Origin of the sequence: Pseudomonas sp. PDM19 (assembly GCF_014852215.1) — a bacterium.
Taxonomy (GTDB): domain Bacteria; phylum Pseudomonadota; class Gammaproteobacteria; order Pseudomonadales; family Pseudomonadaceae; genus Pseudomonas.
In genome coordinates this window covers 1,527,551-1,551,813 of sequence record NZ_JACVBG010000001.1, presented here as the reverse complement: position 1 = coordinate 1,551,813, position 24,263 = coordinate 1,527,551, and the positions used below count along the sequence as shown (strand labels likewise).

Sequence of the window (24,263 nt, the reverse complement as noted above, 5' to 3'; positions counted from 1 at the left end):
GGAGAGGAGGTGGCCATGACGCAGTTCCGACGCCTGGACGTGGAAGCGGTGCTCCACGAAGCCTACCCGCTGTTCAATTTCTCCTGCTACCGGGAGGAGGGTGGTCGCTATTCGATCCGACTCAGCAGCCAGCTGGCGGACATGCCCTGTACCACCGTGGTCGGCATCCACGGCGACGAACTGAGCAGCGCAGGGCGGGTGCGCAGTCTTGGCCTGGAGCTGATCGACAGCTTCATCGACTAGCGCGGCTCATCGGCCAGTGCGCGGTGAGCGGCAACGCTGCGGCCGCTCACCGCCCGGGCGTCAGTGCTGATGACGGCTCAGGGCACAGGCAGCCGCCAGCAGGCCCGCGGCTGTGGCCAGTACCGCAACGGTCTGCCAGGGGTGTTCACCGGCATACTCGCCGCCCGCGCGAATGGCCCGGCGGCTGCGCTGAATCAGGTGTTCGCTGGTTTCTCGGCTGTCGTCCACCAGGTCCCGCAGCCTCGTCTTGAACGCCGGCAGTTGTTCTGCCGTCAGGTCGCGGCTGCTGGCCAGCAGGGATTCCAGGTCGTTCACCAGGGATTGCAACTCCTGCACGCCACTGTTGCGGGTAGAGGGGAACCATCGATAGCTGCCCATTGACTGTCTCCTTGATTGCTTCAGGTTGGAATTCGCGGGTCGGTTGCGCCCTCGGGCTTCTATCCGCCACGGGCGTCGGCACGCGCTGCCGCGCGCATTGGCGGATTTGCCAGACCCATTCGAGAGAGCCCCGAGACCGCCGGTCGTTCACTGATTCGGATGAGCGGAACCTGACGGTTCGCCTCGGGCGTGCTTGAGTGCAAGGGTCGCTCGCCGGCTCTTTTTTGCCATTGTTGGAGGCTGCGCAGGTGCGACGATTGGTGGCAGTGCGCGGGGGAGCGCAGGGGTGATCGCTTGTGCGAGGATGCCGCCCGCCACGCCATGAGCACTTAAAAAGACCGGGAGACGACTCCGATGCAGATCCGTGACTTTCGCGATGACGACATGGACCGGGTGCTGGATATCTGGCTGCGCGCTTCGCAGCAGGCCCACAATTTCATCGATACCGATTTCTGGCAGCAGCGCCTGCAGGACATGCGCGACGTCTACCTGCCTGCTGCCGCCTCGCGCGTCGTCGAGAGCGACGGCTGCGTGATTGGCTTCTACAGCCTGCACGACGGCGCACTGGCCGCCCTGTTCGTTGCCCCCGAGTGCCAGGGCCAAGGGCTGGGCTCGCACCTGCTGAGCGACGCCAAGATTCACCTGCCGATGCTGGAACTGGCGGTCTATTCGGCCAATGCCGGCGCCGTGGCGTTCTACCAGCGGCACGGTTTCGAGGTGCTGGAGGAGCGCAAGGACGAACACACCGGGCATCCCGAGATGCGCATGGGCTGGACCGCGCGTCCGGCGGTCTGCGGATGCTGAAGAAAGCCGCTGCCGTTCTGCTGCTCGGCATTGCCGGCCCCGCCGCTGCCATGGATGGCAAGGGCAACTCCTCGGATCACTTCACCGTCGGCACCAGCCTCGGCACGGCCGCCGTCAGCGAGTCCAGCAGCCAGGCGCCACGCGCCTATCAGCAGGCTCGCGACGATGCACTGGCCTACGTCGCTTCGGCCGGGCAGATTCATGGCGCCCAACTCGAACAAGCCCTGCGCCTGTACCGCAGCGAGCACCCGCAATCACCCTTGAGTGACCAGCAGGTAGCCCAGGCCATTGCCAGCCAGGGCTGAAGGATTCTCCGCTTCCAGACAGGCAATTCGGCTTGCATTCGTGAGCTGGAATCAATTGATTTTGCCGAAACGGCGTCTTAATCCCCGTCGGCAAAGCCCGCAGACTGCTTTCCATTCGAACGATCGAGTGGTTCGCGGCGCTGCACCAAGGCTCCCACGGACTTCCCGATCGCGCCTCTTGCCGCTGAAGGAGTCCCGCCATGACCACCAACGCATCCCCGCTGTTCCAGTCCTATTCCCTGGGTGGGCTCGAGCTGCCCAACCGCATCGTCATGCCGCCGATGACCCGCTCCCGCGCCAGCCAGCCGGGTGATGTGCCCAACGAGCTGATGGCCGAGTACTACGCCCAGCGCGCCGGCGCCGGCCTGATCGTCAGCGAGGGCACCTGGATTTCTCCGCTGGGCAAGGGCTACGCCTGGACGCCGGGCATCCACACCCCGGCCCAGGTCGCCGGCTGGCGCAAGGTCACCCAGGCGGTGCATGCCGCCGGCGGGCGCATCTTCGCCCAGCTCTGGCACGTCGGCCGGCTCAGCCACATCAGCCTGCTCGACGGCCAGTCGCCGGTGTCTTCCTCGGCGATGCAGGCTGAGGGCGTCAATGTGTTCGTCGCCGAGAGCGACGGCACTCCCGGTTTCGTCCAGGCCTCGAAGCCCCACGCGCTGAAGGTGGAGGAAATCCAGGTCATCGTTGACGAGTACCGCCAGGCCGCGCGCAACGCCATGGCCGCCGGTTTCGACGGTGTCGAGTTGCACGCCGCCAACGGCTACCTGGTCAACCAGTTCATCGACTCCAACGCCAACGACCGCACCGACCAGTACGGCGGCTCGCTGGAGAACCGCCTGCGCTTCCTCGCTGAAGTGGCCCAGGCGCTGGTGGAAGGCACCGGCGACAAGAGCCGCGTCGGTATCCGCCTGGCCCCGCTGACCACCCTGAACGGCTGTTCCGATGCCGACCCGGAAACCACTTACCTGGCCGCCGCGCGCCTGCTGGGCGAGATCGGCGTGGGCTACATCCACATCGCCGAAGCCGACTGGGACGATGCCCCGCACATGCCGCTGGAGTTCAAGCGCCGCCTGCGCGAAGTGTTCCCCGGCGCGCTGATCTATGCCGGCAAATACACCGCCGAGCGCGCGACCGCCGCACTGAATGAAGGCTGGGCGGACCTGATCGCCTTTGGCCGGCCCTTCGTTGCCAACCCGGACCTGCCCGAACGCCTGCGCCTGGGCGCACCGCTCAACACGCACCAGCGCGAAACCCTGTTCGGCGGCGGCGCCCACGGCCTCACCGATTACCCGCGCCTGACTGCCTGACCTGCATCATCGTCTCCGGCCCTTGCACTGGCGCGCAGGGCGCGATGGATGCTGAGGGCGTGCGGTGTGGTTCGGCGCCTTCACTCCGGAGGCCATCACTGACACGACGCAGGCGCCCTGTTCACCGGCATCCATGTCGATGGCCCGGCGGCGCCAGAGTGGAAACTCGAAGGCTGATCGCGTCCAGCAAAAAGCCCCTTGCCCGTTATTCGGGCAAGGGGCTTCATCGTTCTTGCGCGACGGATTACCAGAAGCCTCCCGCGTGCCGGCTGGAGGCGTAGTCCAGGTGCAGGGCGAAGGAGCTCTGGAAGAACTCCAGCAGCCGGGTGTCCAGCACCAGCTCGTTGAGCGAGGCCAGCGAGCCGATCACCTGCTGTACGTCGGCTTCGGTCTCGCCGCAGCGGTTCTCGTGGCACAGGCGCTGGGTCTGCGGGTCGGCGCTGATACGGCAGACGCACTCGGCGTCGTAGCAGGAGTGGCGGACCTTCAGGCTCAACTCCGGCAGGTCGCGGCGGCCATCGAGCAACTCAACGCTGCATTCCAGACCGTGTTCGCGGGCGAATTCGCTGGCGCGGGCGAAGGCCGGCAGGGCCACCTCCACCAGGGCACTCTGGTAGGCATTGGCGAAACTCTCGGGGTCATCGCTCATCCATGGTCTCCTGTGCTGATTGCACGATGCCCGGCCTGCGGGCGGCCGGGGTTGAGTGATGGACCACGGAACACGCGGCTTTCACGATGTATCGGGTGGATTTCCGCCGAGCGGTCGCTGTCGCTCCGTCAGGCGGATTCAGCCTCCGCCCGAAGCGCCTCGATGACGGTCTTCCGTGCTCCGATCACTTCGAGGAAACGGCGGGTCGCAGGGAAGGGGGAGAGATCGACTTTCAGGTGATCCGACCAACCCAGTACGGTGAACAGGTAGGCGTCGGCGACAGTGAACCGGTCGCCAAACGCATGCCCGCTTTCCGACAGCACCTGCTCCATGTAGCCCAGACGCTTCGCCAGCTTGCCCCGCAGCAAGGCCTTCACTTCGTCCGGAATCTCGCTGCTGAACAGCGGGCTCATGCCGGCATGCAACTCGCTGCCGATGAAGTTCAGCTGGGCCTGCAACTGTGTGCGCGCCAGGCTGCCGTTGACCGGCGCAAGGCCAGCCTCGGGCTGCAGGTCAGCGAGGTACTGTAGAATCGCCGCGCCCTCGGTCAGCACCGTGCCGTCTTCCAGCTCCAGCGCCGCGACATAGCCTTTCGGGTTGATCCGGTAGAAGTCGGCGCCGTCGGCGGTGCGCTTGGTCTGGTTGTTCACGCGCACCAGCGAGAATGGCAGGCCCAGCTCGCGCAGGACGATGTGCGGGGCGAGGGAGCAGGCGTTGGGGGCGAAGTAGAGCTTCATCGGGCGGACTCTGGTCGGAAATGGGCGGCCAGTATTCCCGACCCCGATGCGGCGCGTAAGAACGCACTTTTTTGTGCGCTGGGCACAAAAAGGTTACCGGGAAGCAAAGATGAAGAAGAACGTTTCGGGCTGCTCGGTCGAGGAAGCCATGCGGGTGATCGGTGGTCGCTGGCGGCTGTTGCTGGTGTCTTACCTGCTCGACGGCAGCAAGCGCTTCAACGAGTTGCGCCGTGACATGCCGGAGATTTCCCAGCGGGTGCTGACCGCCGAGCTGCGTGCGCTGGAAGAGGCGGGGCTGGTGACTCGCACCGTGTATCCCGAGGTTCCACCGCGCGTGGAGTACTGCCTGAGCGATGACGGCGACCGGCTGCGGCCGGTGGTCGAGGTGATCAAGACCTTCGGCCTCTGGCTCAAGGCCCGTCCGGAGCTGTAGGGCGGGGGCGCCAGGCCCCACGGAACGCTGCTGAAGGCGCGCTTCGCCGCTACCGCTGGCGGTTGTGCCGCTGCCAGCGCAGGCCCTGCCGGCCGATCGCAAGCATGGCTCGCTCCTACAGGGTGTTCCCCTGCGAATTTCGGGTTGCACCTTTTCCAGCCCTGGCACGAACACTGCTTTCTTCCTGCCGTCCAGCCAGCCCCTGCGGGTTGCAGCCGGGCGAGCCCGTGGCCGTGCTCCGTTTGGTAGCGCCGTGTGTGGGAAATGTCACCGGTTGCACCGGATCTGCGCGTACGACCAAAGGCTTGTTTTTATTGGGTTGCACCTGGTTGCACCTTGAGAATCGGCGGTATAACCTTGCGCCGTTTTCAGGCAAACCTTCTAACAACAGGAAGCCCCATGGCCACCACCACCCTTGGCGTGAAGCTCGACGACGCCACCCGCGAGCGCCTCAAGCTGGCTGCCCAGCAACTCGACCGTACCCCGCACTGGCTGATCAAGCAGGCCATCTTCTCCTACCTGGAGCAGGTGGAAGGCGGGCTGACCCCGGCCGAACAATCCGGCCTGGCAGCGGCGGCGGGCGAGGAGTCGCTGGATTCGCTGAACGAACAAGGGTTGCAGGTCTTCCTCGATTTCGCCGAAAGCATCCTGCCGCAGTCCGTGCTGCGTGCGGCCATCACCGCCGCCTACCGCCGCCCGGAAACCGAAGCGCTGCCGATGCTGCTGGACCTTGCCCGCCTGCCGAAAGAGCAGGCCGGCGCCGCCAGCAAGATGGCCCTGGGCATCGCCGAGAAGCTGCGTAACCAGAAGAACGCCGGTGGCCGTCAGGGCCTGGTGCAGGGTCTGCTGCAGGAGTTCTCGCTGTCGTCGCAGGAAGGTGTGGCGCTGATGTGCCTGGCCGAGGCGCTGCTGCGCATCCCGGACAAGGCCACCCGTGACGCGCTGATCCGCGACAAGATCAGCAACGGCAACTGGAGCCAGCACCTGGGCCAGAGCCCGTCGATGTTCGTCAACGCCGCCTCCTGGGGCCTGCTGATCACCGGCAAGCTGGTGGCGACCCACACCGAAGCCGGCATGTCCTCGTCGCTCAACCGCATCATCGGCAAGTCCGGCGAGCCGCTGATCCGCAAGGGCGTGGACATGGCCATGCGCCTGATGGGCGAGCAGTTCGTCACCGGCGAAACCATCGCCGAAGCCCTGGCCAATGCGGCCAACATGGAGTCCCGCGGCTTCCGCTACTCCTATGACATGCTCGGCGAAGCCGCGCTGACCGATGAGGACGCCAAGCGCTACCTGGCTTCCTACGAGCAGGCGATCCATGCCATCGGCAAGGCCTCCCACGGCCGTGGCATCTACGAAGGCCCGGGCATCTCGATCAAGCTCTCCGCGCTGCACCCGCGCTACAGCCGCGCGCAGTATGACCGCGCGATGGACGAGCTGTACCCGACCGTGCTCGGCCTGGTGAAGATGGCCCGCGATTACGACATCGGCATCAACATCGACGCCGAGGAAGCCGACCGCCTGGAAATCTCCCTCGACCTGCTCGAGCGCCTGTGCTTCGAGCCGTCGCTGGCCGGCTGGAACGGTATCGGCTTCGTCATCCAGGCCTATCAGAAGCGCTGCCCGTACGTGATCGACTACGTCATCGACCTGGCCAAGCGCAGCCGCCACCGCCTGATGATCCGCCTGGTGAAGGGCGCCTACTGGGACAGCGAGATCAAGCTGGCCCAGGTCAACGGCCTGGAAGGCTACCCGGTCTACACCCGCAAGCCTTACACCGACGTGTCCTACCTGGCCTGCGCGCGCAAGCTGCTGGCCGTGCCGGAATCCATCTACCCGCAGTTTGCCACCCACAACGCCCACTCGCTGTCGGCCATCTACCAGCTGGCCGGGCAGAACTACTACCCGGGCCAGTACGAGTTCCAGTGCCTGCACGGCATGGGCGAGCCGCTCTACGAGCAGGTGGTGGGCAAGGTCGCCGACGGCAAGTTCAACCGTCCGTGCCGCATCTACGCCCCGGTGGGCAGCCATGAAACCCTGCTGGCGTATCTCGTTCGCCGCCTGCTGGAAAACGGCGCCAACACCTCCTTCGTCAACCGCATCGCCGACCACAGCATCTCCCTCCAGGACCTGGTGCTCGACCCGGTGCTGCAGGTCGAGCAGATGGCCGCGCAGGAAGGCACCCTGGGCCTGCCGCACCCGCGCATCCCGCTGCCGCGCGACCTCTATGGCGACAGTCGCCTGAACTCCGCCGGCATCGACCTGGCCAACGAGCACCGCCTGGGTTCGCTGTCCTCGGCGCTGCTGTCGAGCACCAACCACGCCTATGTCGCCGAGCCGATGCTGGGGCTGGCCGATGCCGCGCCCGGCGAGCCGCAGCCGGTACGCAACCCGGCCGACCTGCGCGACGTGGTCGGTCATGTGCGTGAGGCCAGCGAAGCCGATGTGAACAACGCCATCCTCGGTGCGCTGTCCAGCGCGCAGATCTGGCAATCGACCCAGCCGGCCGAGCGCGGCGCCATCCTGCAGCGTGCCGCCGACCTGATGGAAGCCGAGATCCAGTCGCTGATGGGCGTACTGGTGCGCGAGTCGGGCAAGACCTTCGCCAACGCCATCGCCGAAGTGCGCGAGGCGGTGGACTTCCTGCGCTACTACGGCGCCCAGGCCAGCACCCACTTCGCCAACGACAGCCACCGCCCGCTGGGCCCGGTGGTGTGCATCAGCCCGTGGAACTTCCCGCTGGCGATCTTCAGCGGCCAGGTGGCCGCCGCCCTGGCAGCCGGCAACACCGTGCTGGCCAAGCCCGCCGAGCAGACTCCGCTGATCGCCGCGCAAGCCGTGCGCATCCTGCTGGAAGCCGGCGTACCCGCCGGCGCCGTGCAGCTGCTGCCGGGCCGTGGTGAAACCGTCGGCGCCCGCCTGGTGGGCGACGAGCGCGTGCGTGGCGTGATGTTCACCGGTTCCACCGAAGTGGCCGGCATCCTCCAGCGCAACATCGCCGGCCGCCTCGACGCCCAGGGCCGCACCATCCCGCTGATCGCCGAAACCGGCGGCCTCAACGCGATGATCGTCGACTCCTCGGCACTGGCCGAGCAGGTGGTGGTGGACGTGGTCAACTCCGCGTTCGACAGCGCCGGCCAGCGCTGCTCCGCGCTGCGCGTGCTGTGCGTGCAGGAAGACGCCGCCGACCGCGTGGTGCAGATGCTCAAGGGCGCCATGGCCGAGTACCGCGTCGGTGCGCCGGAGCGCCTGCACACCGACATCGGTCCGGTGATCGACGAGGAAGCCAAGGGCAACATCGACAAGCACATCCAGACCCTGCGCGACAAAGGCCGCAAGGTCTTCCAGAGTGCTCGCGTGGATGCCGAGGAAATCAAGCGCGGCACCTTCGTCGTGCCCACCCTGATCGAGCTGGACAGCTTCAGCGAGCTCAAGCGTGAAATCTTCGGCCCGGTGCTGCACGTGGTGCGCTACCAGCGCGCCGACCTGGACCAGCTGCTCGCGCAGATCAACGAATCCGGCTATGGCCTGACCCTGGGCGTACACACCCGCATCGACGAGACTATCGCCCAGGTCGTCGGCACCGCCCATGTCGGCAACCTCTACGTGAACCGCAACGTGGTTGGCGCCGTGGTCGGCGTGCAGCCCTTCGGTGGTGAAGGCCTGTCCGGCACCGGTCCGAAGGCCGGCGGCCCGCTGTACCTGTATCGCCTGCTGTCGACCCGTCCGCAGGATGCCGTGGCCAACCAGCTCAAGGGCGACGGCGCCCAGGCGCTGCCGCGGCCGAAGGATGCCCAGCAGGCCGTGGACGCGCTGACCAAGTGGGCAGGGCAGAAGGACGCCGCCCTGGCGACCCTGCTCGGTGGCTACGGTGAATTGGCGCAGAGCTTCACCCAGCAGGTACTCACCGGCCCGACTGGCGAGCGCAACACTTACACCCTGCTGCCGCGCGAGCATGTGCTGTGCCTGGCGGAAGACCGCGCCGACCTGCTGGCCCAGCTGGCCGCCGTGCTCAGCGTCGGCAGCCGTCCGCTGGTGGCCGAGTCCAATGCCGCTGTGGTCAAGGAACTGCCCAAGGAAGTCGCCCAGCGCATCGAGCTGATCGCCGACTGGAGCGCGACCGACAAGGTGTTCGACGCCATCCTGCACCACGGCGACTCCGACCAGCTGCGTGCAGTCTGCGAACAGGCGAGCAAGCGCAAGGGCGCCATCGTCGGCGTCACCGGGCTGAACCGCGGGGAAACCGACATCCCGCTGGAACGCCTGCTGATCGAGCGTGCCCTGAGCGTCAACACCGCCGCTGCCGGCGGCAACGCCAGCCTGATGACAATCGGCTGATGACGGTGCCGGAAGCGCCTTACCGGGCGCTTCCGGCCAGTCTTACGGCCGCTTGCCGCGGCCAACCGGCCTGCCAGCCCTTGGGCGGAGCTACCCGTTCCCGGCAGGCCGTTACTCTCGCGCTTCCTGCGCAATCCGTCTCGGGCCCGGCGCCCGGCACAACGGCGGGGCTATCCGCTCCGCCGATTCCTTTCCTGCCGACTCAGACCGGCGCCGCAGTGCGGGTCAGCTGCTCCAGCAGTTCCAAGTCAGTGCTCATGCCCGAGGTCTCGCGGATGCGCGCGAGGATTTCCTTCTTCAGGGCGATGAATTCGGGGGCCATCTTCATGTCCTGGTTGCGCTCGGCCGGCAGCGGCACCTCGTAGACGCTGTCGATGCGACCGGGGCGCGGCGCCATCAGCACCACGCGGCCACCCAGGTAGATCGCCTCGTCGACGTCGTGGGTGACGAACAGGATGGTGCTGTTCTCCAGGCGATGCACGTGGCGGATCAGGTCGTGCATCACTTCGCGGGTCTGCGCGTCCAGCGCGCCGAAGGGCTCGTCCATCAGCAGGATCTGCGGCTTGGGCATCAGCGCACGGGCGATCGCCACCCGCTGCTGCATGCCGCCGGAGAGCTGGCTGGGGTAGGCCTGGGCGAAGGCCGACAGGCCCATCAGGTTGAGCAGCGCATCGGCACGGCCGCTGGCGACTTCCACGTCTGCATCGCCGCGCACGGTGTCTGACACCACCTTGAGCCGGCGGCAGAACTTGATGTTCTCCATCACCCGCAGCCAGGGGTAGAGGCTGTAGTGCTGGAACACCATGGCGCGGTCGATGCCGGGGCCGTCCACCGCGCGGCCATCGACGAGGATTTCGCCGCCGCTGTGGCGCTCCAGCCCGCCGATGCTGCGCAGCAGGGTGGACTTGCCGCAGCCCGAGGCGCCGACGAAGGTGACGAACTCGTTGGCGCGAATCTCCAGGTTCACGTCCTGCAGCGCCTGCACGTGCCGGCCCTGGCTGCTGAAGACCTTGTCGACGTGGCGAATGGCGATCTTGTTCTGGCTCATCAGGCTTACCTCTTCATCCAGGGGAAGGCGACCCGGCCGAGCCAGCGGAACGCCTGGTCGGTGAGCAGGCCGATGACGCCGATCAGCAGGATGCCGGCGAAGATCTTGTCGGTCTGCATGTAGCGCTGGGCGCGCAGGATGGCGTAGCCCAGGCCGGAGTTGGCGGCCACCAGCTCGGCCACCACCAGATAGGTCCAGGCCCAGCCGCAGGTGATGCGCAGGGTGTCCAGCAGCGCCGGACGCGCCGAGGGCAGCACTACCAGGCGAATCGTCTCGGCGCGGCTGGCGCCCATGGTCTGCGCCGCCTCGATCTGCGCCATGGGCACGCGGCGCACGTCCTCGGCGACCATCAGCACCATCTGGAAGAAGGTGCCGATGAAAATGATCAGCACCTTGGAACCCTCGTCGATGCCGACCCAGAGCATCACCAGCGGAATGAAGGCCACCGCCGGCATGTAGCGGATGAAATCGGTGAGCGGTTCGAGGAAAGCCTGCACCGGGCGGTAGGTGCCGATGTACAGCCCCAGCGGCAGGGCGATCACCGCCGAGGCGAGGAAGCCGGCCATGACCCGGTAGACACTGATGGCGATATCGCCCAGCAGGCCCTCGTCGCTCCACCAGTGGCCGATGCGCTTGAGCACGGCGTCCGGGCCGGGGAAGAACATCGGGTTGGCCAGACCGGCAGCGCTGTAGGCCCACCAGAGCAGCAACGGCAGCAGCAGGCCGGCGGCGGCCAGGGACCAGATGGCGCTGCGTGGCAGCTCGCCGCGGATCACCCACCAGCGCTGGCGTGCGGGTTGCGCGACGGGGCGGGGCAGGGGCTGGTGGGCGGTCATGGCGTCACCTCCTCATCGGGGTACAGGGGCAGCTCGCAGGCTTGCCAGCCACCGGCGGGCGGGGTGGCGCCGAGGCTATTGAGCCAGTGGGCGTCGCGCAGCAGCTCGGGGTGGTCGGGATCGGCATCGCTGGGCAATAGTCGGGCGCCGATGCGCGCCGGCAGGGTGCTCAGTTCGATGCGCCAGGGGGCTACGCCACCCTGGTGGCGGCCAAAGCTCAGTTCGAAACCCAGCAGCTCGGGGGTGTCGCTGTCGAGCAGTGCGGCCAGCGATGGTGCGTGGGGCAGCGGCAGGCGCCGCCCGGCGGCGAACAGGAAGCAGTCGCCGGCCAGCAGCAGGCAGCCCTGACGGCCGTCCGCTCCGAGCAGCCAGGTGCCACGGTTGCGCCCGAGCGACTCGGGCAGGCGCTCCCAGACTTCGTGGTAGCTGCCGTCCAGGCCGTCCTCCAGCACCTTTTCGCTGTCCACGAAGTGCATGCGGCCGATGTCCTCGCCGCCATTGGGCGGCTGGAAGTCGATTGCGCGGTGCCACTGGCAGATATCGCCAGTGATTTCGGTGAGGCCTGCAAAACCGGCCTGGTTCGCCAGTGCTTCGGGCGTTTCGGGTGCGGGCAGTGGAATGCGCAGGTCGGCGAACAGACGCTCGGTCTGTAGCCAGTACACGCGGGTGCTGGTGTCATGCGTACCGCCGGTGGTGGTCAGCAGGGTGCGCTGCCAGACGCCGAGGTAGGCGGGCGGTACTGCGGAGATGTTCAGGCCAGGCATGCGTTTTCCTCCCATTCGGCGAGCACGGAACGGCTGTCCAGTACGCGACCGAACAGCCCGCCTTCCACCTCGACCATGGCCAGGGCGGCGGCGTGCAGCTCGGCGCTCGGCGAGCCGCAGGCATCGCTCACCAGCGTACAGGCGTAGCCCAGCTCCACCGCCGCGCGCTGGGTGGAAGAAACGCACACTTCGGTGGTCACGCCGCAGAGCACCAGGTGGCCGATGCCGCGCCGACGCAGCAGCAGGTCTAGGTCGGTGTAAGCGAAGGCGCTGTAGCCCGGTTTGTCGATCACCGGCTCGTCGGCCAGCGGGCGCAGTTCGTCAATCAGGTCGTGACCATACTCACCACGCACCAGCAGCCGCCCCAGCGGGCCGCGTGCGCCGATGGGCGCGCCGGCCTGTTCGGCACGGCGGCGCTTGCTCTCGTGCAGGTCGGTGAGGTCGGGGCGGTGCCCTTCGCGGGTGTGCACTACCAGCAGGCCCAGGGCGCGGGCGCTGTCCAGCAGGCGCGAGATGGCCGGGATCGGCGCGCGCAGGCGGCCGATCTCCAGCCCGGCCTGGTCGGCGTAGCCGCCGGGGGCACAGAAGTCGCGCTGCATGTCGATGACGATCAGGGCGACGCTCACAGCTCGAACTCCTTGCGTACCGCAGTGGCGATGCCTTTTACGATGTCCTTCGCCATGCGCAGGCCCTTGTCGGCGCTGGAACCGCGCGCCGAGGACAGCACGCCCGAGGGCGGCACCCACTCGGTGCGGCTGGGGTACATGTCGTAGGGCGGGAAGTCGGCCGGGCCGTCGTCGGGGATCAGGTCCAGGCGCACCAGGCTGGGCAGGTAGTGCAGCATCAGCGAGGTCTCGATCACCGCCGCGTGCTCCAGCGCGAAGCCGGGGAAGCCGTCGGGGAATACATCGTTCAGCGTGGCTTCGCTGCAGAAGTCCCAGTGCTCCAGGCGCATCACTTCCAGCGGGCTGGAAGGCCCCAGCTCACGCAGCGCGAGCTGGATGCCCTCGGTGACGAACCATTGGTTCTCGTAGTGCCCGTCCACCAGCACCAGGCGGGTGACGCCGTGGCGGGCGAACTCGCGCACGGCGTCGCGCACCAGGGCGATCAGGGTCTGCCCGTCGAGGCTGGTGGTGCCGCAGAAGTGCTGGCCGCCGCCGCACTTGGGCTGGGACTTGTAGCCGTAGGACAGGGCGGGCGCGACCAGACCGTCGACCTGGCGGGCGACGTCTTCGCACAGCGCACTGGCCAGCAGTGCATCGGTGCCCAGTGGCAGGTGCGGGCCGTGCTGCTCGGTGGCGCCGCAGGGCAGGAAGACCACGGGGGATTGCTCGCGCACCCGGCGCGCGTATTCGACCCAGCTGAGCTGGTCCATGCGGACAGTCATGTTTCGGCCTCGCAGAGAGTGGGGGAAAGGTCAGGAGAAGGGCGCGCGGCGATCAGCGCCGCCGCCAGAACCAGGGAACCGCCGAGCCATTCGCGCAGGCCCAGTTCGCGGTCGCCGAACCACGCGGCGGTGAGTACGGCGACCAGCAGTTCGATCACCACCAGCACCGCGGCGCGGCTCGCCTCGACATGGCTGAAACCGTATTGCGCAGCGCCCATGGCGGCCAGCCAGAACAGCCCGAAGCCGGCCAGTTGCACCCATTGGTGGTCGTCGAGGGCAGGCAGCGGTGTGCCTTGCAGCAGGCAGAACAGGCCGCCCAGCGCGGCGCTGCCGATGAAGCCGACCACTGCCTTGCTGGCCAGCGGGACCTGCTCGGCGGCGCGGGTGGCCAGGTTGTTGAGGGCGAAGGCGAAGCCGGCGGAGAGCGCCAGCCAGTCGCTGGCGGCCAGCGGGCGGAAGGTGTCGTGGCTGATGCCGAGGGTCAGGGCAATGCCGAGCATGGCCAGCGCGAGGGCGCCGATTCGCGTAGGCGTCAGGCGTTCGCCGAACAGCAGCCGGCCACCGAGCAGGCCCCAGACCGGCGCGAGATAGAACAACAGCATGGCGCGCACCACGTCGCCCTCGGAGAGCGCCGCCACCAGCCCGGCCGTGGCCCAGCCGCCGAACAGGCCGATGGCGAGCAGGGCACCGCGTTGCGGCCACCACTGCCGGCGCTGGCTCAGTACCAGCGGCACAGCCAGCGCGCAGAGCAGCCCGTAGGTGCAAAGTACCAGCGGCATGCCGGCAAGGCCCTGGCCGGCGAAGTGCGCCAGGGGCATCCAGCCCAGGCCCCAGATGGCGGCGCCCAGCAGCAGGACGATTTCCGCGCGCATCAGCCGCCCATCCAGGCGCCGCCATTGGCGCCGAGTATCTGTCCGTGGAAGAAGCTCGCGCCGGGCGAGACGAGGAACAGCACCGCCGCGGCGATCTCCTCCGGCTGGCCGAGGCGGCCGGCGGGGATGGCGGTTTCGCGGGCGATCATCGCCGCGCTCATGTGCTCGACCGAGACCATCGGTGTCTCCACCGGACCCGGCGCCACGCCGTTGATGCGGATGTGCGGGGCGAACTCCCGCGCCAGCGCCTTGGTCAGGCCGATCACCCCGGCCTTGGCGGCGCAGTACGCGGCGTAGCGTTCGCGGCCGAGCTGGCCCAGCTCCGAGGCAATGTTGACGATGCTGCCGCTGCCGCGCGCCTGCATGTGCGTCAGGGCATGGCGGCAGCAGCGGTAGACAGCGTGCAGGTCGACGCCGAGCAGGTTCGCCCAGTCGTCTTCGCTGGTATCGAGGAAGGGCTTTTCCAGGATGATCCCGGCGTTGTTGACCAAGATGTCCAGCTCGCCTTCGGCGAGCACGCGGGCGAACATCTCGGCGACCTGTTCCGGCTCCGCGACGTCGGCCTGTACGGCATAGGCGCGCCCCCCGCTGGAGGCGATGCGCGCTACCAGCGCGGTGGCAGCTTCTGGCTGGTCGAGGTGGTTGATCCACACCTGCGCGCCGGCTCCCGCCAGCGCCAGGGCGATGGCCCGGCCGATGCCCTGGGTGGCGCCGGTGACCAGGGCGGTCTGTCCTGCGAGCGGTTTCATCAGTGCATCACCTCACCATGGCTGACCGATAGCGCCTGGCCTGTGATCGCCGAGGCCAGCGGACTGCCGAGGAACAGGAAGGTGCCGGCGAGATCGGCCGGCGTGAGCAGTTCCGGCACCGCCTGGGCGGCGAGGATCTGCGCCAGTTCGTGTTCCTCGCTGCGGCCGTTGGCTTGTGCCATCACCCGCAGCGAGCGCATGGCCGCTTCGGTGGCGATCCAGCCGGGGCACACGGCGTTGACGCGAATGCGCCTTGGCCCCAGTTCCCACGCCAGTGAGCGGGTCAGGCCGATCACCGCGTGCTTGCTGGCGACATAGGCGGAGAAGCCCGGCACGCCTTTCAGGCCCCAGATCGAAGCCTGGTTGATCACGCTGCTGCCAGCGTGCAGTTGCGGCAGCAGGGCGCGGGTGAGGCGCAGCATCGAGGCGACGTTGTTGTCCAGCAATGCCTGCCAGCGCTGGTCGGTCTCGGCGTTGCCGCCCTCCAGCGGCGTGGCGTACTCCACGCCGGCGTTGTTGATCAGCACGTCGAGCGCAGCGCCCTGGCGGCTGTCGGCAAAGGCGGCGATGGCGTCGCTGTCGCCCAGGTCGAGGGTGGCGGTGCGCAGGTCGCACAGTGCTGTCAGCCCGTCCGCCACGCCTTGCAGCGCCTCGGTGTTGCGGTCGAGCAGCTCCAGCGTCGCGCCCTGTTCGGCGAACGCCCGCGCCAGGCCCTTGCCGATGCCGCTGGCGGCGCCGGTGATGAGGACGCGCTTGCCCCGGTAGTCGATCATGCTCAGACCGCCGTCAGGAAGGAGACGCCCACGGCGCCATAGAAGCCGTCGGCACGGTCGTTGCCGGCGGGCGCGACCTCGCCGTAGTTGTCGTCCACCACGCGGCGCAGGCGGTGCTGGTGGAAACCCTTGAACAGCAGATGCATCGGCAGCACCTGGGCGTAGCCGTCGCCGTACAGTTCGTGGTGCAGCTTGCGCAGGCGGTACCAGGGCGCCACGGGTTTCTCGTGGTGGGCGTTGTGGTAGGCGAAGTTGAGCAGCAGCAGGTCGAGCACCGGCCAGCGCACCGAGACCACGTTGGAGAAGGTGTTCATCTGCTCGTAGGTGCGGTCGCGGGACTTGTCGTCGGGAATCTTGCCGCCGTCCTCCAGCACCGCGAAGGCGTCGTAGGTGTGCTGGTAGGCGTCGGTGAAGCGCAGCACGATGATCATCAGCGTCCAGGCGACGAAGTAGAGCAGCAGCGCCTTGAGCGACACGGCGGCGACCACGCCGAACAACACGCCGCGCACCAGCAGGGTCAATGCCACGCGGCGGCGGTTGGCGCGATGGCGCGGGTTGTCGGTGATGAAGGGCAGGAGGATCACGTAGTAGTGCATGATCAGCTCCACCGCCGGTACGTAGGCCCACTCGGCGGCCAGCACCACGGCGCGCACCCAGCGAGGGCTGCGTGCGAGGAAGGCCTTGGTGTCGAAGGTGATCACGTCGGCGCGGTCGACGTGGTGGCGCATGTGCTTGCGGCGCAGGTCCTGAAAGCCCGCGTAGCAGCTGCCGCAGAGCCAGCTGCAGGCCTCGCCGGCCCAGGTGTTATGCGCCGGCTTGGCGAAGATGGTGCCGTGGGCGAACTCATGGATCAGGTAGGCCGCGACTATCATCGCGTGGCCCAGCAGCAGGGTGCCGGCGGCATTGAGCAGCCAGTTGTCGGCGAACAGCAGGGCGAAGCCGGCGGCGTAGCCACCGAAGGCGTAGGCCAGGGCCAGGCTGTTGGGCAGCCGGCCATCGGCGTAGCGGTACAGGGACGCGGACATGAAGAACCTCCGTAGGCGTTCCCGCCCTCCCGGCGGGAACGGTGGGTGCCTTACTGGGCGAGGGCCTCGACGAACTGCGCGTCGAAGGTCTGGGCGAAGTCGGGTATCGCCGGAATCTGACTGTTGTCCTTGAGCAACTGGGCGATCACCGCGCCGCTGCCGAAGAAGGAGCTGGTAGCGTCGGATTTCTCGAAGTTCCTGTTCATCTCCGCCAGCGGGATGTTGTAGACCCCGGCCATCTGCTCCTTGGCCTCGGCGGCGCTGACGCCCAGCACCTTGCCGATGATCTCGGCGGACTCGTCCGGGTGCGCCTTCATGTAGGCCAGACCGTCGACGTAACCCTGGATCATCGCGCTGATCGCCTTCTGGCGTTTGCCGATGACCTCCTGGTTGAACACCAGCACGTCGGTGATCAGGCCCGGCGCGTCCTTGGATGAATACACGACGTGGAACTTGTCGCCGGGCATGCCGAGGATCTGCGAGACGTTGGGCTCGTAAGTCACGCCCACCGGCAGGCTGCCGGAGGCCATGGCGCCGGGGATGCCTTCGGGCGTCATGTTCACCGGGTTGATGTCCTTGTCGCTCAGGCCGTGGCTCTTGAGCGCGTAGGCGAGCAGGAAATCGGATGGCGAGAGCGGGTTGAAGCCGATCTTTCTGCCCTTGAAATCGGCGACCGACTTGATCGACTTGTCGGCGACGATGGCGTCCCCGCCGTTGGAGAAATCGATGGGCATCACCACGCGGTACGGCTGCCCCTTGGCGACACCGCCGACCACCTGGTCGTAGGTGAGCATGCCGCCGTCGAGGGCGCCGCCGGTCATGGCTGTGGGGATCAGCGCCGGATCGTTGAAGAACTGCAGCTCCACCTTCAGCCCGTGGGGCTTGTAGAGGTCGAGCTTGTCGGCGACGTAGAAGGGCGCGTAGCCGGCCCAGACGACGGTGCCGATCTTGAGCTTCTCGGCGGCCTGGAGCGTCAGCGGCACGACCCCGGCGGCAGCAAGCAGACAGGCACCGAGCAGGGTCTTGCGCAGGGAACGCAGGGAAAGCGGCATGGTCATGGCATTGCTCCTAACGGTTGGAAATCGGCACGGGATGACATCACGTCTCCCGGGCTTTTCTCCCGCCGTGTAGCCCTGTCCCTAGGGCCGGAAAACTCTCGGACCAGACGCCTTTCTTGCGAAAGACCGGAACCCTAGTTCGCCTGTGGTGCAACTCCAGTGTGCCTTGCAGCGTTCGCCCACCCGGTGGCTACCTTGCCGTGGGTGATGCATCCCGTTGCAGGGGACAGAGCAATTGAAATGCCAGCTTTTCCGAAACCCCAAAAACCACCGGGGATTTCAATCGCTTAGCGGAAATCCCCGGTGCAGGGTGGGTGCCGGCCGGGCCATGGCCGGCACCAAGTCGATGCGTCTTGCCTTCTATTGAGGCATCAGGCGGTGCGCAGGGCGGTGCGCCGCAGCGAGGCGGCAGCCGTGGCCACGAACAGCCCGGCGGCGAGTGCCAGTGCGACCGGCACGCCTTGCGGGCCGAGGTCCATCAGGCTGCCGCTGAGCAGCGGCCCGAGCAGGCTGCCGACGCCCCACAGCATGCCGGCAGCGGCGTTGGCGGTGACCAGGTCTCGGCCGCGGAAGCGCTGGCCGATCAGCACCAGTGCCAGGGTGTAGACGCCACCGGCCACTGCGCCCAGTAGCATCAGCGCCGGCCACAGCAGCGCCGGCTGGCTGATCAGCCAGGGCAGGGCGAGGCCGATCAGCATCGCCGCGACGCCGCAGGCAAGGTGCAGGGTGGGTCGGTCGAGGCGGTCGGACAGCCAGCCCAGCGGCAGCTGGCAGAGCATGTCGCCGAGCAGGATCACCGTCGCCATGAACGCAGCGATGCCCACCGCGTAGCCGTGACTGGAGGCGTAAACGGGGAAGAGCGAGAGCACCACGCTGTCGAAGAAAGAGAAGAACAGCACGCCCATGCACAGCGCAGGAGCCACCCGCAGGAAACCGGCCAGGGAGAAGCTGCGTGGCTCCTCGACGTGTTCGTGAATGCCTTCCTCGGGCATGGCGAAGGCCACGGTGGCCAGGGCGATCAGGTGCCCTGCGCTGACCAGCAGCACCACCCAGGGCGTCTGCGCGCCGAGCAGCGCCACCAGTGTCGGGCCGAGCAGCTGGAAGGCGGTGAAGCTGGTGGCATAGAGGGCCACGATGGTGCCGCGGTTCTTCTCGCCGCACAGCTCGTTGACCCAGGCTTCGCCGAGGATGATCGCGATGCCCATGCCGACGCCCAGTGCCAGGCGTGCCGCCGCCAGCAGCCAGAGGGAGTGGCTGCTGAATTCGATGGCTGCGGTGCTCGCGGTACACAGCACGAAGCACAGCAGGTACAGGCGGCGCCGGCTCATCAGCTGGCAGGCGCGGTCCACCAGGGTGGCGGCGAGGATCATGCCGGCCGCTGGCACCGCCGACAGGACGCCGATCTGCAGCGCGCTGGCGCCGTTGTCCAGCAGGCGCAGCGCTACCAGCGGCAAAGTCGCGCCCAGGCTCAGGCCGACGATGGAGACGGCGAACAGCAGCACCGCGAGAAGCGGTTTGTTGAGGGGGCTTGGGGTATTCATGGAAACCTTCTCTTGCCCCGGCGCTCAGGCCGTAGGGCGAACACATGCGAACGAGCCCGCCGGCGCTTACCGGAGGGCGGAATCGGAATGCGGAAATGCCGGCGCGAACGCGCGGCTTCCGGCTCAGCAGCCGGAGGGCGGAGAGAAGGTGAAGGCGAACAGCACGCTGCGGCGACGGCGCAGCACCGTATCAATCTTGCGTACGCGCGGAGGCTCTCGCAGCAGGGCGAGGCTCGGGTCGGCGAAGCGGTAGAACGGGGTCATGGTGCAGGTATTACGGGGGATGTAGGAAACCGCGCACTCTAGTGAGTGCGCGGCAGGGCGTCAATCTCGGCCAGCCGCACGGTATCGCGGCAAGCGTCGGCACCGTAAGCCCTGCTTGCGGATCGCCGGCATCGTCAGCGCCCATCGAGTGCGCCGCAACTACCGGCCGAAGGCCGGTTCCCCGGCCGGCACTTCCTGCGGGCGGCTCAGCACATCGCGCCCCGGCAGGAAGCGCCCGAACCCACGCTCCTTGCCCAGTGCCTCCGGGAAGCCGCTCTCGCGCCGATAGGCCACGCGCCCGTTGATCAGCGTGGCCTCCACCGCATCGTCGTTGCGCTTCACCAGCCGCGTCAGGCCGATGATCTCCATGGGCGCTTCGCAGACGTCATCCAGCTCATCGGTCAGGCCGGCCGGGTTGACCACCACCAGATCGGCGCGGTCGCCGACGCGGATGTAGCCGGCGTCGATCCCGGCGAAATCCGCCAGCTCGCCGGTCAGGCGGTGGATGGCGCGGCCGGTGTCCATGAAGCTCTGTCCGGCCAGTTCGGCATCGCGCACGTACTTGAGCATGCGCAGCGGGAAGTTGTACTGCGCGTGGGAAGCCAGGTGCGCGCCGGAGTCGGCGAAGCCCGGCTGGGTCCAGGGGCTGGCCAGCAGCTTGCCCATGATGTCCGGGCGGTGGTTGCCGTAGCAGGTGGTCCACTTGAGCTCGTTGCGGTACTGGCCGGCCAGCTCGAAGAAGGCGTCCACCGGGTCCAGACCGCGCTCGCGGCCGATGTCCTCGAAGTTGCGCCCGACCATTGAGGCATCCGGGCATTCGCGCACCCAGCAGTCGGACAGGTTGCGGTGCCACAGGCCGAGGCTGAGGGTGGCCTTGATGTCTTTCTTGAAGCGTTCGCGGAAGGCCGGGTCCTGGATGCGCGTGTAGAGCTCTTCCGGGTCCTTGATGTCGCGCAGCACCTCGCCGGCGCCGAACTCCTCGAAGCCGTTCATGTTCAGCCCCTCGATGCGCACCACGAAGGGCGCGGGCAGGGTCTGCCAGCGGTAGCGGCCGCGCAGCAGGCGGTTGGCGACCCAACCGGAGGCGCGGGTGATGCGGTGCATGAAGGGCTGGGATTTCAAGTCCAGCGCAGTGAGCATCGAGCACTTGAGCGGGCGGCGGAACCAGCCGTGAGCCTGGTAGAGGAAGGCGAACACGTTGATCTTGGTGACCGCGTTGGGTGCGCCCTGCATCAGCGCGTTGCGCCGGCGCAACACCGCGAACAGGCGGGAGAATTCCTTCCAGCTGGCAAAGGTGGAGGGCAGCGGGCTGGACCAGGCACGGTCGCCGTCCATCTTGTCCAGCCGCGTGGTCATCACCGAGAGACCGAAGCAGCCGGCGTCCAGCGCCTGTTCCAGCAGTTCCTCCATGCGTTGCAGCTCGGCTTCCGTGGGCTTGGCGCCGCTGATGGCGCGCTCCAGGCCCATTACCGTGACGCGCAGCTCCGAGTGGCCGAGGAAGGAGCAGAGGTTGGGCCCCAGCGGCTGCTGGTCGTAGAAGGCGCGGTAGCCTTTGGCGTCCTTCCAGGTGCGCTTGTCACGCAGGATCGGCAGCACCTGCTCGCGGGGCACGGCTTCGACACGGGTGAACAGGTCCGAACAGTCCTCGGCCTCGCCCAGCACCATGCTGATGGAGCAGGAGCCCACCGACACGGTGGTCACGCCATGGCGCACCGACTCCTTCAGCGCCGGCGCGGCGATGGCTTCGGCATCGTAGTGCGAGTGGATTTCCAGGAAGCCGGGAGTGACCCACTTGCCGGCGGCGTCGATGATCTGCGTGCAGCCGCTTTCGGCCAGCGGACTGACGCTCAGGGTGTCGATGCGGCCATCCTTGATGCCGACGTGGCGCAGGCTGCCGGGGGCATCGCTGCCGTCGAAGTACAGGCCGTTCTTGATGATGATGTCGTAGCTCACAGGAGGCTCCAGGGCGACAGCAGCAGGACGCCGCTGACCAGCAGCAGGCAGTGGATGGCGAGGCGGAAGTGGTGTTCCTCGAAGCGGTGGTGCAGGCGTTCGCCCAGCCATACGCCGAGCAGCAGCAGGGGCGCGTAGGCGAGCACCTGGGGCAGCGCCGGGCGCAGGCGGCCGTCGAGGAGGAAGGCAAAGGTCAGCAGGCCGTTGAGGGTGAACCAGACGCAGACCAGGGTGGCGCGCAGGCGGGTCTTGTCCAGCGGGCGGGTCGAGAGCGCGTAGACCAGTAGTGGCCCGCCGGAAGCGAACAGGCCATGGCAGACCCCGGCGGCGCCGGTGGCCAGGCGCACCACCCAGTTGGGCGTTCTGCCGCGCTCCGGGGCACTGGCGCGCAGACGCCACAACTCACGGCCGGCGAACCAGAGGATCAGCACGCCAAGGCCGCGCTTGAGCGGTTGCGGGTCCAGGTGCGGCAACAGCAGGTAGCCGATCAGCATGCCGATGAGCATCCCCGGCAGTACGGTGCGCAGCAGCAGGCGCGTGTCGATCAGGCGGCGGTGGCGCCAGCACAGGTAGCCGGTCATGCCGATGTTCAGCGGCACCAGGATCGGCAGCAGTGTCTCGATGGGCATCAGCAGCGCGCCGAGGGACAGGGCGATCACCACGCTGCCGAAGCCGGTGATGGCTTCCAGGGTGTAGGCCAGCAGGATGAAACCGCCGAGGGCGAGGGCGGGCGCATTCATGACGCCGTCACCGCGGCGGCGCGGGGTTCGCGGCGCGCCCAGAGTTGCGCCAGTACCAGCCCGGAGAACAGCTGCCAGCAGCCCCAGAACGCCGCGATCAGGAGCATGCCGCCGGCCTGCGGGAAGAAGGTGAGGATCAGCGCCATGCCCAGCGCGGAGTTGTGAATGCCGCTTTCCAGGGTCACCGCACGCACGTCGGCGTCCGGCAGCTTCCACAGCCGCGCGCAGGTGTAGCCCAGCAGCAATGCAGTGCCGTTGAGTAGCAGCACCAGCCAGAAGAACAGGTGGAAGTAGCCCATGAACTGCTGGAAGTTCTTGGCGAAGGCCATGCCGACGAAGCCGAGCATCACCAGGAGCGACAACTGCCGCAGCGGCTTCTCCAGGCGCTGCGCGAGCTGCGGTTTGTGCCGGCCCAGGGCCATGCCCAGCAGCATCGGCAGGATCAGCACCAGCACCACGACGCCCACCAGTTCCAGCGGGTCGATGTGGATCTGCGTGAGGCGGTCGCGGGTCGCTGGGTTCAGCCCCGCGTAGAGGGCGAAGTTCAGCGGCGTGAAGATGCCCGCGCTCAGCCCCGATACGGCAGTGACGCTGGCCGACACCGCGACGTTGCCGCGGGCCATCCAGGTCATGATGTTGGAGAAGGTGCCGCTGGGGCAGGTGGCGACCAGGATCATCCCCAGCGCCAGTTCCGGGTCGATCGGCAGGGCGATGGTCAGCAGGCAGGTGGCGGCGGGCAGCAGCAGGAACTGCACGAGCATGCCGATCACCGGCGCCTTGGGCTGGCGCAGGATGCGGGCGAAGTCGTCGCGGCGCAGTTCCAGCGATACACCGAACATCATCAGGGCGATGATGGCGTTCAACGCGATCATCGAACCGCCGGAGAATTCGAGATGGACTTCAGGCATCGCCGTTCTCCCGCAGCAGGTGGGCGGGGAATGGCGAACGGGCAGTAGCCGGCGGCACGGGCGCGGCTCCGGTTTCAATCAGCATGCAAGGCGACTCTTGTTTGTATTTATCGTTGTAATTGGCAAGCATAGGGGAGCGTTACCGCCCGGTAACGGCTCAATCGGGACCTTCGCCGGTTAATTCGGGACCATGCCGCACACCATTACCGTCCATTACGCCCAGGGCATCCTGCAGGCCGCGCAGCGCCTGGGGCTGCCGGTGCCTGCCGATCTGCAGGCCGCCAGCCTCGAACCGCGCATCCCCTTGCAGCGCCAGGACGCCTTCTGGGAAGCCCTCTGCGCCGCCTCCGGCGACCCGCTGCTGGGCCTGCACCTGGGCAGCGCCCTGCAGGTCGGGCACCTGGACATGGTCGGCGCGCTGCTGATGAGCTGCGAGCATTACGGCGAGGCGCTGGACGCCTTGCTCGAGTACTACCCGATCATTGCCGAGGGCAGCGAGTTCCAGAGTGAGCAGGACGCTACGCAGGTGCGGCTGGTCTATCGCCCCAGCTACAGCGTACGCCGCGAGGAGCGGGTGGAGGCCGCATTGGCCAGCCTGGTGCACCTGACGCGCTGGATCACTGGCGACCGTGTCAGGCCGCAGCGCCTGGCTTTGAGCCATGCCGCACGGGGCGAGCCTTCACGTTACGTCGGGTTGCTGGAGTGCCCGGTGGATTTTTCCTGCACCGAGAACGCGCTGAGCTTCGCCCTGGCCGATCTCGACGTGCCGCTGATCCAGGCCAATGCGCTGATGCGCGAGCACCTGCGTGCGCTGGCCGATGCGCAGCTGGAGCGCCTGGGCGCGCAGAGCCTCGCCGCGCGCGTGCAGCAACTGCTGCGGCAGAACCCGCGCTGGGGCAAGGAGAAGGTGGCCGATCAGCTGGAACTCAGTGGCCGTCATCTCAATCGCAAGCTGGCCGACGAGGGCACCAGCTTCAAGCTGCTGCGCGAGCAGGTGTTGTACACCATGGCCGAGCAGCTGCTGCGCGATTCGTCGCGGCTGGGCGAGGTGGCCGAGCGCCTGGGTTTCTCCGATGAGAGCGCTTTCGCCAAGGCCTTCCGACGCTGGAGCGGGATGACGCCGGGGCAGTTCCGCCAGGGCAACTGAA

Annotated in this window: 25 protein-coding genes and 1 riboswitch; of the genes, 7 read left to right on the top strand and 18 right to left on the bottom strand. The window is 67.6% G+C overall.

All coding sequences use genetic code 11. From position 1 onward, the window contains the following. Positions 1-15 precede the first annotated feature (15 nt). Complete coding sequence (locus IB273_RS06900) at positions 16-243, top strand: hypothetical protein (RefSeq protein ID WP_081520531.1); 228 nt, start codon at positions 16-18, stop codon at positions 241-243. A 60-nt stretch (positions 244-303) separates the two neighbouring features. On the opposite strand, the gene IB273_RS06895 is transcribed toward IB273_RS06900, so the two are convergent. Next, a complete protein-coding gene (locus IB273_RS06895; protein ID WP_192210945.1) occupies positions 304-621 on the bottom strand; it encodes a DUF883 family protein in 318 nt (105 codons plus the stop codon). A gap of 354 nt (positions 622-975) precedes the next feature. Between IB273_RS06895 and IB273_RS06890 the strand changes: the two genes are divergently transcribed. From IB273_RS06890 to IB273_RS06880, 3 genes are all read left to right on the top strand, one after another. Further along, positions 976-1,425 (top strand): GNAT family N-acetyltransferase, encoded by a 450-nt coding sequence (locus IB273_RS06890; protein ID WP_081520529.1) that lies wholly within the window; start codon positions 976-978, stop codon positions 1,423-1,425. Next, positions 1,419-1,730, top strand: coding sequence for a DUF2388 domain-containing protein (locus IB273_RS06885; RefSeq protein ID WP_225594991.1), 312 nt, complete (start codon positions 1,419-1,421; stop codon positions 1,728-1,730). Before IB273_RS06890 ends, IB273_RS06885 begins: the two co-directional genes overlap by 7 nt. A gap of 200 nt (positions 1,731-1,930) precedes the next feature. Beyond that, the gene (locus IB273_RS06880) at positions 1,931-3,040 is read left to right on the top strand and encodes an alkene reductase (protein ID WP_192223636.1); all 1,110 of its coding nucleotides are present in this window, start codon (positions 1,931-1,933) and stop codon (positions 3,038-3,040) included. A gap of 244 nt (positions 3,041-3,284) precedes the next feature. Here IB273_RS06880 and IB273_RS06875 read toward each other — a convergent pair whose 3' ends face one another. Further along, positions 3,285-3,689 (bottom strand): hypothetical protein, encoded by a 405-nt coding sequence (locus tag IB273_RS06875; RefSeq protein WP_081520527.1) that lies wholly within the window; start codon positions 3,687-3,689, stop codon positions 3,285-3,287. Positions 3,690-3,817: 128 nt separating this feature from the next. Then, positions 3,818-4,426: a glutathione transferase GstA gene (gstA, locus tag IB273_RS06870; RefSeq protein WP_192223635.1), complete on the bottom strand. Its 609-nt coding sequence runs from the start codon at positions 4,424-4,426 to the stop codon at positions 3,818-3,820. 109 nt (positions 4,427-4,535) lie between these two features. Between gstA and IB273_RS06865 the strand changes: the two genes are divergently transcribed. After that, positions 4,536-4,859 (top strand): winged helix-turn-helix transcriptional regulator, encoded by a 324-nt coding sequence (locus tag IB273_RS06865; RefSeq protein WP_081520525.1) that lies wholly within the window; start codon positions 4,536-4,538, stop codon positions 4,857-4,859. Positions 4,860-5,258: 399 nt separating this feature from the next. Then, positions 5,259-9,197, top strand: a complete 3,939-nt coding sequence (gene putA / locus IB273_RS06860) for a trifunctional transcriptional regulator/proline dehydrogenase/L-glutamate gamma-semialdehyde dehydrogenase (protein ID WP_192223634.1) — start codon at positions 5,259-5,261, stop codon at positions 9,195-9,197. A 202-nt stretch (positions 9,198-9,399) separates the two neighbouring features. Here putA and IB273_RS06855 read toward each other — a convergent pair whose 3' ends face one another. From IB273_RS06855 to IB273_RS06785, 15 genes are all read right to left on the bottom strand, one after another. Beyond that, positions 9,400-10,245: an ABC transporter ATP-binding protein gene (locus IB273_RS06855; protein ID WP_192223633.1), complete on the bottom strand. Its 846-nt coding sequence runs from the start codon at positions 10,243-10,245 to the stop codon at positions 9,400-9,402. Positions 10,246-10,250: 5 nt separating this feature from the next. After that, positions 10,251-11,081 carry an ABC transporter permease gene (locus tag IB273_RS06850; RefSeq protein WP_192223632.1) on the bottom strand — a complete coding sequence of 277 codons (831 nt, stop codon included), beginning with the start codon at positions 11,079-11,081 and terminating at the stop codon, positions 10,251-10,253. After that, complete coding sequence (locus tag IB273_RS06845) at positions 11,078-11,845, bottom strand: hypothetical protein (RefSeq protein WP_192223631.1); 768 nt, start codon at positions 11,843-11,845, stop codon at positions 11,078-11,080. The genes IB273_RS06850 and IB273_RS06845 overlap by 4 nt, the downstream gene beginning before the upstream one ends. Then, complete coding sequence (locus IB273_RS06840) at positions 11,833-12,471, bottom strand: cysteine hydrolase family protein (RefSeq protein WP_269140624.1); 639 nt, start codon at positions 12,469-12,471, stop codon at positions 11,833-11,835. Before IB273_RS06840 ends, IB273_RS06845 begins: the two co-directional genes overlap by 13 nt. Next, on the bottom strand, positions 12,468-13,232 hold the full coding sequence (locus tag IB273_RS06835) for a creatininase (protein WP_192210951.1): 765 nt from the start codon (positions 13,230-13,232) through the stop codon (positions 12,468-12,470). The genes IB273_RS06840 and IB273_RS06835 overlap by 4 nt, the downstream gene beginning before the upstream one ends. After that, on the bottom strand, positions 13,229-14,104 hold the full coding sequence (locus IB273_RS06830; RefSeq protein WP_192223630.1) for a DMT family transporter: 876 nt from the start codon (positions 14,102-14,104) through the stop codon (positions 13,229-13,231). Before IB273_RS06830 ends, IB273_RS06835 begins: the two co-directional genes overlap by 4 nt. Beyond that, positions 14,104-14,853: an SDR family NAD(P)-dependent oxidoreductase gene (locus IB273_RS06825; protein ID WP_081520518.1), complete on the bottom strand. Its 750-nt coding sequence runs from the start codon at positions 14,851-14,853 to the stop codon at positions 14,104-14,106. Before IB273_RS06825 ends, IB273_RS06830 begins: the two co-directional genes overlap by 1 nt. Beyond that, positions 14,853-15,626, bottom strand: coding sequence for an SDR family NAD(P)-dependent oxidoreductase (locus tag IB273_RS06820; RefSeq protein WP_192223629.1), 774 nt, complete (start codon positions 15,624-15,626; stop codon positions 14,853-14,855). Before IB273_RS06820 ends, IB273_RS06825 begins: the two co-directional genes overlap by 1 nt. A 2-nt stretch (positions 15,627-15,628) precedes the next feature. Then, the gene (locus IB273_RS06815) at positions 15,629-16,651 is read right to left on the bottom strand and encodes a fatty acid desaturase family protein (protein WP_081520516.1); all 1,023 of its coding nucleotides are present in this window, start codon (positions 16,649-16,651) and stop codon (positions 15,629-15,631) included. A gap of 50 nt (positions 16,652-16,701) precedes the next feature. Then, positions 16,702-17,709 carry an ABC transporter substrate-binding protein gene (locus IB273_RS06810; protein WP_225610085.1) on the bottom strand — a complete coding sequence of 336 codons (1,008 nt, stop codon included), beginning with the start codon at positions 17,707-17,709 and terminating at the stop codon, positions 16,702-16,704. Positions 17,710-17,753: 44 nt separating this feature from the next. After that, positions 17,754-17,858, bottom strand: a riboswitch (guanidine-I (ykkC/yxkD leader). Between the two features lie 222 nt (positions 17,859-18,080). Continuing rightward, a complete protein-coding gene (locus IB273_RS06805) occupies positions 18,081-19,250 on the bottom strand; it encodes an MFS transporter (RefSeq protein ID WP_192223628.1) in 1,170 nt (389 codons plus the stop codon). A 123-nt stretch (positions 19,251-19,373) separates the two neighbouring features. Continuing rightward, positions 19,374-19,514 carry a hypothetical protein gene (locus IB273_RS06800; protein ID WP_192223627.1) on the bottom strand — a complete coding sequence of 47 codons (141 nt, stop codon included), beginning with the start codon at positions 19,512-19,514 and terminating at the stop codon, positions 19,374-19,376. 159 nt (positions 19,515-19,673) lie between these two features. Further along, complete coding sequence (locus IB273_RS06795; RefSeq protein WP_192223626.1) at positions 19,674-21,467, bottom strand: N-acyl-D-amino-acid deacylase family protein; 1,794 nt, start codon at positions 21,465-21,467, stop codon at positions 19,674-19,676. Next, positions 21,464-22,207 (bottom strand): sulfite exporter TauE/SafE family protein, encoded by a 744-nt coding sequence (locus tag IB273_RS06790; RefSeq protein ID WP_192223625.1) that lies wholly within the window; start codon positions 22,205-22,207, stop codon positions 21,464-21,466. The genes IB273_RS06795 and IB273_RS06790 overlap by 4 nt, the downstream gene beginning before the upstream one ends. Next, on the bottom strand, positions 22,204-23,115 hold the full coding sequence (locus IB273_RS06785) for a bile acid:sodium symporter family protein (protein WP_081520511.1): 912 nt from the start codon (positions 23,113-23,115) through the stop codon (positions 22,204-22,206). Before IB273_RS06785 ends, IB273_RS06790 begins: the two co-directional genes overlap by 4 nt. A gap of 190 nt (positions 23,116-23,305) precedes the next feature. Here IB273_RS06785 and IB273_RS06780 point away from each other — a divergent pair, with 190 nt between their 5' ends. Further along, a complete protein-coding gene (locus tag IB273_RS06780; RefSeq protein WP_151187284.1) occupies positions 23,306-24,262 on the top strand; it encodes an AraC family transcriptional regulator in 957 nt (318 codons plus the stop codon). Position 24,263 lies beyond the last annotated feature (1 nt).